An 8,905-nucleotide genomic window follows, 5' to 3' on the forward strand; every position below is an offset into this window, starting at 1 on the left:
AACCTGTAGAATCATACCAGTCTCGGAACGGGGGCGGCATGGGCGACACCTATTGGGCAGCGGCGGTCCAGATGACCTCGGGAGAGGACAAGGAGCGCAATCTGGAGACCGCCGAGCGGCTGGTCCGGGAAGCTGCCGAGCGGGGCGCCCGGCTGGTGGCGTTGCCGGAACTCTTCAACTGCCTGGGCCGCAAGGAACAGGTGATCCGCGCCGCCGAGCCGGTCCCGGGTCCCACCAGCCGAAGGATGGGTGATCTGGCGCGCCGTTTCCGGATCACTTTGTTGGCAGGCAGCCTCTGCGAGCGCGCCGAGGGCCGGGACCGGGTCTATAACACCAGTCTTCTTTTCGACAGCTCGGGATCCCTCCTGGCCCGTTACCGCAAGATCCACCTCTTCGACGTGGACCTGCCTGGAAGGGTGTCCTACCAGGAGTCGAGTTGGGTGGCTCCCGGCCGCGACGTCGTCTCCGCCGAAACGGACCATGGCCGCCTGGGCCTTTCCATCTGCTACGATCTGCGCTTCCCGGAACTGTATCGGAGTCTCGTTGTCCGGGGCTGCCGGATCCTGCTGGTCCCGTCGGCCTTCTCGCTGCCGACGGGGCGGGATCACTGGGAGGTCCTTTTGCGCAGCCGCGCCATCGAGAATCAGGCCTACGTCATCGCGCCCAATCAGTGCGGCCGGCACACGCCTGCATTCGCCACCTGCGGACGTTCCGCCATCATCGATCCCTGGGGAGTTTCCCTGGCCGTGGCTCCCGACGGCGAAGGTGTGATCCTGGCCCGGCTGGATGCCCGGCGTCAGGAGACCATTCGCCGGGAACTCCCCGCCCTGAGCCACCGGAGACTTGACCCCGCCGGATCGACTAAGCGAATATGACATTCAGTTCATGCATTTTTTTGCCCGTTCGTTCTTGGGCAATAGTCCTTGCTGCATCGAGAACGGGGGTCCTTCAATAAGGGGATAAACCATGAAGAAATCAACGTGCCTGATCATTTGCGCCGTCGCGGCGTTTCTCCTCACGGCGGTGGATCTGCCGGCCAGGAAGATGAAGGCGGACCAACTGGTCGCCCTCCATCTGAAGTCCATCGGCGAGAACCTGGTCTGGAAGAACCGGGTGGCCCAGGGATTGGGCACCATGGACATCCGGGTCGGAGGCCAGGGCAAGCTGGGCGGGCCCGCCATGGTGTTGGCGGAGGCGGACAAGATCCGGACCAGCTTCAATTTCGGGCATACCCAATACCCCCAGGAGACCCTGATCCGCAATGGGGACAAGGTGGACGTCGCCTACATCAGCCCGGGCGTCCGCTCTCAACTGGGGACGGCCCTCTGGGACAACTTTCCCCGGCTGGCTCAGGAGGGACTCTACGGAGGAGTCCTCTCCACCGACTGGGCGCTGCTGAACCTGAAGAAGAAGCGGGCCAAGGTCCGCTACCGGGGACTCAAAAAGTTCGAAGGGAAAGAGCTGCACGAACTGGAGTACAAGCCCAGGAAGGGGGTGGACTACCGCATCCGCCTCTACTTCGAACCTGAGACCTTCCGCCACGTTGCCAGCAGCTACCGGCTCTCGGTGCCGGGTGGAATGGGGCGAGGATTGGTGGACATTGCAGGCGACGGCCGCACTGGTGGAGGCGGCGGCGCGGGAGGTGCTACGGCTCCGGGAGGCGGAGGATTCTCGGGACCACAGTACAATACTCGTCCGGGTCCCGCCGACGGGCCGTCGAACCAGAACCGGATCAACCTGTTCGAGACCTTCTCGGACTTCAAGCAGGTCGATGGGCTGACCTTGCCGCATCTTTACCGGATCACCCTCAACGTCGACGCCCAATCCGGTTTCGTCGGACACTGGGAGATCAAGATCGAGCGTATGTCGCACAATCGTAAGATCGCCGCCAGGGCCTTCGCCATCAAGTAGGCGCCTGCAACTTCACGGCAAAGTCGACGGCTGAATTTGGGACGGGGAATGATGAACTGGAACCTCCATCCATCGGAGAGAGGGAAATTTACACGACCGTGGAGAATCTTCGGTGCGTTCGCCGCTGGCGCGCTTCTCTTGGCGACTCCGTTTGTATCAGCCAAGAAGATGAAGGCCGATGAGCTTGTCGCTCTCCACCTGAAAGCCGTCGGTGAGAATCCGGCCCGGAAGAATCGTGTCGCTCAGGGCTTGGGAACCCTGGACATCCGGGTGGGAAACAGGGCCAAGATGGTCGGTCCGGCCATGCTCCTGGCAGAGGGAAACAAACTCCGGACCGAAATCAAGTTCGGCCATCCGCAATACGTGGGGGAGACCCTCATCCGCAACGGGGAGGAGCTGGACATTCCCTACGTCAGTCCAGGCGAACGGTCCCGACTGGGGAGCACGCTTTGGGACTTCTTCCCCCGCCTGGCCCAAGAAGGGCTCTACGGGGGGGTCCTCTCCACCGACTGGGCGCTAATGGACCTGGGAAAAAGACACGCCAGGGTCCGGTACCAGGGACTCAAGAAGTTCGAGGGCCGGAGACTTCACAGGTTGGAGTACCGGCCGAAGAACGGCGTTGACTACCGGATTCGGATCTACTTCGAACCGGAGACCTATCGTCATGTGGCGAGCAGATACCGGTTGACTTTGCCGGCCGGCATGGGGCGGGGAATCGTAGACATTCGTGGAGGTGCGTTTGGAGCCGGTTCCGGGCCCGCAGACAAGATCCGCATCAGCTTGACGGAGACCTTTTCGGACTTCAAGGAAGTCGATGGGTTGACCCTGCCACATCAGTACAGGATTGCCCTGAACGCCTCTGCGATCGGCGGTTTCGTGGGACATTGGGAGATCAAGTTCGATCGCGTGATGCACGATATGCGGATTGCCGCTCGAGCCTTTGCCATCAAGTAGTCGTTGGGTGTCGATTCAAGGAAGACCGAAGTTTCAGGAAATCCGGATTGGGTAACGGCCGTATGAGCACGAGGTAAATCATGCGAAATTGGGGATTCCGGATCGCTATCTTCGCCCTGTTGCCGCCGTTCGCGGCTGTGGATGCAGCGGCCAAGAAATTGAAGAAGGAGGAGCTGATCGCCCTCCATTTACAAGCCATCGGCGAGAACACCGCCCGGAAGAATCGGGTTGCCCAGGGTTCGGGCACCATGGACATCCGAGTGGGTGGCCAGGGCAATCTGAACGGCCGGGCCATGTTTTTGGCGGAGGGAGACAAGCTTCGGACCGCGCTGATCTTCAACCATGTCCAATACCCTAAGGAAACCCTGATCCGAAACGGCGACCAACTGGATATCGCCTACATCACTCCCGGTGTCCGATCCCAACTGGGAACGGTCATCTGGGAGAACTTTCCCCGGCTGGTGCAGGAAGGACTCTACGCGGGCGTCCTATCCACCGACTGGGCCCTGCTCAACCTGAAGAACAAGCGGGCCAAGATCCGCTACCGGGGACTCAAGACATTCGAGGGCCGGCGGCTTCACGAAGTCGATTACAAGCCCAGGAAAAAGGTCCGCTACCGGGTCCGTCTCTACTTCGAACCGGAGACCTACCGCCACGTGGCCAGCAAGTATCGGATCGTCGTTCCCCGTAGCGCCATGCGCGGCCTGACCAACATTTCCAGTGGAGGCGGGGCCCCGGTGGGCGCCGGGGGAGGAATTTCTCCTGGAAGCCGGACCGTGTCCGACGGCCAACGCAGCCTGTTGGGGCAGATCGGAGGCCCGGGAGCCGGAGACGACCCCACCACCCGCAGCACCGTGGAACTGACGGAGAGGTTCTCGGAGTTCAAGCAGGTCGACGGCCTGACCCTGCCGCATCACTACCAGATCAGTCTCAACGTCGACGCCAACACCGGATTCGTGGGCCATTGGGCGATGAAGCTCGAACGCATGTCGCACGATCGTCAGATCGCACCAAAGGCCTTCGCCATCCCGTAGCCGCGCGCAGGGATCAGGACCGATGCAAGGAATCGCCGCCGTTTCGCTGGGCCCCCGAAAGGAGATGGTTTTCCGGGAATTCCCTCTTCCCGACGTGGGTCCCGACGACATTCTGGTCCGAGTGCGCCGCTCCAACATCTGCGGGTCGGACCTGCACATCTGGCACGGGCATGGTCCCGAGTTCACCCAGGGGGAGGGCTTCGTCCCGGGACATGAAATGGTGGGAGATGTCTTTCGCCTCGGGCGCCGGGTGAAAACCGACGTGTTGGGGCAACGGCTCCAGGAGGGCGACAGGATCGCCTACACCTACTTCCTTCCCTGCGGAAACTGCGCGGCATGCATGGACGGATCGCCCGCCTGCCCCAACCGGTCCGACCATTGGTTCCAGGATGCCGCCGAGGCCCCTCACTTCAGGGGAGCCTACGGCGAGTATTACTACCTGCGCCGGGGACAAACGGTCTGCAAGGTCCCTCCCGGATTGAGCAACTCCGAGGTCTCTCCGGTCAATTGCGCCCTCTGCCAGGTGCTCTACGGACTGGAACAGATCGGGGTCCGCCTGGGCGACACCATCGTCGTCCAGGGCGCGGGCGGACTGGGACTGTACGCCTGCTCCCTGGCCAAGGAGATGGGGGCCGGCCAGGTCGTCGTCTTCGACCGGCTGGAGAGCCGGCTGGAGCTGGCCCGCTCCTTCGGCGCCGACCTTACGGTCAACATCGAATCCGTGAACCGGAAGAACCGTCGAGAGATGATCATGGACCTGACTCGGGGCCAGGGCGCCGACGTGGTGGCCGAGTTCGCCGGATCCCCCCTGCCGGTGGAGGAAGGCGTGCACCTGCTCCGCCAGTTCGGCCGCTATCTCTGGGTGGGAAACGTCGCGCCGGGAAGGACCGCCGCCCTGGACCCGGCCATCAGTGTCCGGTCCGGGCACACCATCCGCGGAGTCATTGCCTATGCTCCGTGGGTGCTCCCCCGGGCCCTGGATTTTCTGGCCCGCCGGGGACATGCCTATCCGTTCGAGAAGATCATCTCTCATACATTCCCCCTGACGGAGATCAACGAGGCCTTCGCCCTGGCCGACGAAGGCAAGGCCATCCGCGTCTCGCTGACCTCCTGATTCGATTCAACCGAGGCTGACGCAAGCCGTGTTTTTCGACTTCGTACCCGCCAGCGGCTCGAATGTCACGCCGCTCGCCGAAGCTTCGACATGAACCCTTCCGGCTCAGCGCCCATCCATTGTGGATGATGGCCGAATGACAAGGAGGTGAATCATGCGTAAGTGGGGATTCCGGATTGCTCTTTCCATCCTGTTGTTTCCGCTCGCGGGAGTGGACGGAACGGCCAAGAAATTAGCGACGGACGAACTGATCGCCCGGCATCGAACGTCCATCGGCGAGAACCCCGTGCGGAAGAATCGGGTCGCACAGGGATTGGGGACATTGGACATCCGCGTCGGCGGCCTGGGCAAGCTGGGCGGTCCGGCCATGATTCTGGCTGAGGGAGATAAACTTCGGACCAGTTTCGGTTTCGGCCATATCCAGTATCCCAAGGAGACCATCATCCGCAACGGGGACAAGTTGGACATCGCCTACATCACTCCGGGCATCCGGTCCCAGTTGGGTACCGCCCTCTGGATCCACTTCCCCCGATTGGCGCAGGAGGGTCTCTACGGAGGTGTCCTCACCACCGACTGGGCTCTGCTGGATCTCGACAAGAGGCGGGCCAAGGTCCGCTACCGGGGACTCAAGAAGTTCGAGGGCAGGAAGCTTCATGAGCTGGAGTATCGGCCCAAGAAGGGAGTGGAATACAGAATCCGGCTCTACTTCGAGCCTGAAACCTACCGCCACGTGGCCAGCAGCTACCGCCTGACCATTCCTGCCGGCGTGGGGCGGGGTTCGATGATCGCACAACAAGGACCCGGTTTTGGCGCCGCCGACGGGCCCGCGGACAACACGCGGATCCAATTGATGGAGACCTTTTCGGAATTCAAGGAAGTCGACGGGTTGACCCTCCCGCATCACTACCGGATCACCCTCAACGAGTCTGCCGCCACCGGCGCGGACTCGGGCGCCGGATTCGCACCCCGCAACGGTTTCGCGGGGCACTGGGAGATCAAAATCGACCGCATTTCACACAAGTACCGGATCACCCCCCAGGCCTTCGCCATCAAGTAAACACCTGGAACTGACTTGTGAGGGTGGAACGCGAGTAGCGGCCCAATTCGTCCGTCGGGCGAAGGCAAGGCCACCTGCGCCACACTGACGTGCTGCTTCCGGAAAGAAAGAGGGGGAACGAGGGGACAGTCTGTTTTCCGCGGAACGAGGGGACAGTTTGTTTTCCCGACGGACAGACGGACGGAGTTTCCTTCGTCCTTCCCGGTTCTGGATCGTTGTTGTCAGCAGGGGCGCGAATCGCCTCCACTGGGAGTCCGATCCCGAAACCCGGAGGACAACGACCATGGCCCGAACTGCCCGACACAAGAGCTCGGAAGCCGCCTTCTATCACGTCACCAATCGAGTCGTCGGCCGGCCCGGCTGGTTCCCCTTCAGGAATCGCCAGGCCCGTCTCAAACTCCTGCACATGATGTTGTTCTACGTGAACGTCTACCGCTGTCGCCTGGCCGCCTACCAGATCATGGACAATCACTTCCACCTCGTCGTCCATTTCGAGAAATTCCGCTCCCTGTCCCCTAAGGAGCTGGAGGACCATGCCGGGCAGCTCTATGGACACCGGGTGGAAGAGTTCACTGGCGATTGGACCGACGCCCAATGGGAGTCCTTCAATCGGCGTCTGTTCGACCTGTCGAGACTGATGGCCGACCTGGACGGACAGTATGCCCGGTGGTTCAACGACACGCATGAGCGGCGAGGTCATCTCTGGGGCGATCGTTTCAAGAGCTCCGAACTGCTCGATGAACAGGCCGTCCAGGACGCCATACTCTACGTGGAGCTCAATCCGGTCCGAGCCGGACTGGTCCAGCGGCCCGGGCAGTGGATGTGGGGCTCGGCCTGCTGGCGGCTCAATGGCCAGGATCAAGAGCTGATTCCACTGGACGAGCTGTTTTCTGCGGATCCCGGAGAGGACGTGTACCGCAGTTACCGAGTGCGGCTGTACCATCGAGGCGCGATTCCCACCCGGGAGAACCAGGCCGCCATCCCCGACTGGATCCTCCGTCAGGAGGAGCGAAGGGGATTTGCCCGCCCCGGCGGATTTCGCCGGCGTCTGCGTTTTCTGACGGACGGGCTGGCCGTGGGGCCGGCGGCGAAGGTGGCGCAACTGCTGGAGGCCTATCGGCGGCAAGGTCGATATCGACGCCGCCGGAACCCCATCCCCCAACTGGGCGGAGCGCTGTATTCCCTGCGGATACATCCACACAGATTCCAACGATATCCCAAGACGTCCCGGATTATCTATTAAGTGGTGTCATTACTGCGAGTTAGATCTAATCTGGACCCGTTTCTCTTGCCCGAGACGTCCCTTGATTTCCAGCTCCATCCGCTGTATTATGTGGTAATGATTGAAGTAAGGAACACGACCGATCCAGTCCGGAGAACCAAGCCGAAGGGGCGCCATCCTCACAAGGCGCTCTCCGCCGCATTCGTGCGCTCCGCCCCGCCGGGCAGACACTGCGACGGCAACGGCCTGTACCTCTTCGTCCAGCCGAGCGGAGCCCGGAGCTGGGTCCAACGCCTCGTCATCCGGGGACGGCGCCGCGACTTCGGACTCGGCAGCGTGGCGCTGGTCACGCTCGCCGAAGCCCGCGAGAAGGCGCGGGCCAACCGTAAGCTGGCCCGCGAGGGGGGAGATCCGCTGGCCGAGAGACGCCGCGTCTGGAACATGCCGACCTTTGCCGAAGCCGTCAAGCGGGTGGTGGAGCAGAAGCGGCCCGGCTGGCGCAATCCGAGGGTGGCTCAGGACTGGATGGTGAGCCTGGGGCGCTACGCCTTTCCTCACATCGGGAGGCTGCCGGTCTCGGAGGTGACGAGCGCGGACGTGATCGGGATTCTGGCTCCGATCTGGCACGAGAAGCCGCCCACCGCCCGGAAGCTGCGCCAGCGCATCCGCGCGGTCCTGGAGTGGGCCGTGGCGATGGAATTCAGGATCGACAACCCCTGCGACCGCGTCGGGTCGGTTCTCGGAACACAGGACGCCATGGTGCGGCACATGCGGGCCTTACCGCATCGGGAGGTGGCGGCGGCGGTCAGGAGGGTGCGGGCCTCGAACGCGGCGCCCGTGTCCATGCTGGCCTTCGAGTTTCTGGTGCTCACGGCGGCGAGGTGGGGCGAGGTGCGGTGGGCCGAGTGGTCGGAGATCGATCCGGCGCAAAGGACGTGGACGGTTCCCGGAACGCGCATGAAGTCCAAACGGGAGCACCGGGTGCCGCTGTGTGGCCGGGCGAAGGAGATTCTGGCCGAAACACAAACGATGGATGGTGGAACCGCCCGGCTGGTCTTCACCCGAAGGGGCGGAAAGCCGCTCGCCGAGGGGGCGCTGCGCCATCTGCTCCGCCGGAACGGGATCCCGGCCGTGCCGCACGGGTTCCGGTCGAGTTTCCGGGACTGGGCGGCGGAGGAGACGGATCATCCGCGCGAGGTGGTCGAGGCGGCGCTGGCGCATGTGGTGAAGAACAAGGTCGAAGCAGCGTACCGGCGCACGGACCTGTTCGAGCGCCGACGCGTGCTCATGGAGGATTGGGCGAGCTATCTGGCCGGCGGGAGTCGGCAACTGGTGTCCGGTCGGCGGCGATGAGCCGCCGTGGTGGTCCTCCCGGCAGGCTTCGGGATCTGGCGTTCGAGCTGGTGTCCGGGAGCTCGAAATAGACCGCTGAAAAGTGGGGTTCGGTGTCGATCCGGGAGTGTGAGTGAGACAATGGACCCGTGTTCCATCCCGGACGCCTTTTTACTCACACCTCCGATTTCCCCGATCTCTTGTCCTTTCAGTCAGTTACGGACATATTCCCGGCTTCGGCGCGCCCGCACGGGGAAAGCGGAGGTGGAAGGGAGCGACCC

The 8,905-nt window shown here is 62.9% G+C and carries 8 protein-coding genes; all 8 read left to right on the top strand.

Translation table 11 applies throughout. From position 1 onward, the window contains the following. Positions 1-38 precede the first annotated feature (38 nt). The 8 genes from OXT71_02330 to OXT71_02365 all read left to right on the top strand — a co-directional run bounded on the left by OXT71_02330 (position 39) and on the right by OXT71_02365 (position 8,645). Entirely contained in the window at positions 39-875 is an 837-nt protein-coding gene (locus OXT71_02330; GenBank protein ID MDE2925218.1) for a carbon-nitrogen hydrolase family protein, read from the top strand. 91 nt (positions 876-966) lie between these two features. Then, entirely contained in the window at positions 967-1,911 is a 945-nt protein-coding gene (locus OXT71_02335; GenBank protein ID MDE2925219.1) for a hypothetical protein, read from the top strand. 168 nt (positions 1,912-2,079) lie between these two features. Further along, on the top strand, positions 2,080-2,865 hold the full coding sequence (locus tag OXT71_02340) for a hypothetical protein (protein MDE2925220.1): 786 nt from the start codon (positions 2,080-2,082) through the stop codon (positions 2,863-2,865). An 80-nt stretch (positions 2,866-2,945) separates the two neighbouring features. Then, positions 2,946-3,899, top strand: coding sequence for a hypothetical protein (locus tag OXT71_02345; protein MDE2925221.1), 954 nt, complete (start codon positions 2,946-2,948; stop codon positions 3,897-3,899). Positions 3,900-3,921: 22 nt separating this feature from the next. After that, the gene (locus OXT71_02350) at positions 3,922-5,013 is read left to right on the top strand and encodes a zinc-binding dehydrogenase (GenBank protein MDE2925222.1); all 1,092 of its coding nucleotides are present in this window, start codon (positions 3,922-3,924) and stop codon (positions 5,011-5,013) included. A gap of 154 nt (positions 5,014-5,167) precedes the next feature. Beyond that, the gene (locus tag OXT71_02355; GenBank protein MDE2925223.1) at positions 5,168-6,070 is read left to right on the top strand and encodes a hypothetical protein; all 903 of its coding nucleotides are present in this window, start codon (positions 5,168-5,170) and stop codon (positions 6,068-6,070) included. Between the two features lie 283 nt (positions 6,071-6,353). Further along, positions 6,354-7,313: a hypothetical protein gene (locus OXT71_02360; GenBank protein ID MDE2925224.1), complete on the top strand. Its 960-nt coding sequence runs from the start codon at positions 6,354-6,356 to the stop codon at positions 7,311-7,313. Positions 7,314-7,409: 96 nt separating this feature from the next. Then, positions 7,410-8,645 (top strand): integrase arm-type DNA-binding domain-containing protein, encoded by a 1,236-nt coding sequence (locus OXT71_02365; protein ID MDE2925225.1) that lies wholly within the window; start codon positions 7,410-7,412, stop codon positions 8,643-8,645. Positions 8,646-8,905 lie beyond the last annotated feature (260 nt).

The sequence above is a fragment of the Acidobacteriota bacterium genome (assembly GCA_028874215.1).
Lineage (GTDB): Bacteria > Acidobacteriota > UBA6911 > RPQK01 > JAJDTT01 > JAJDTT01.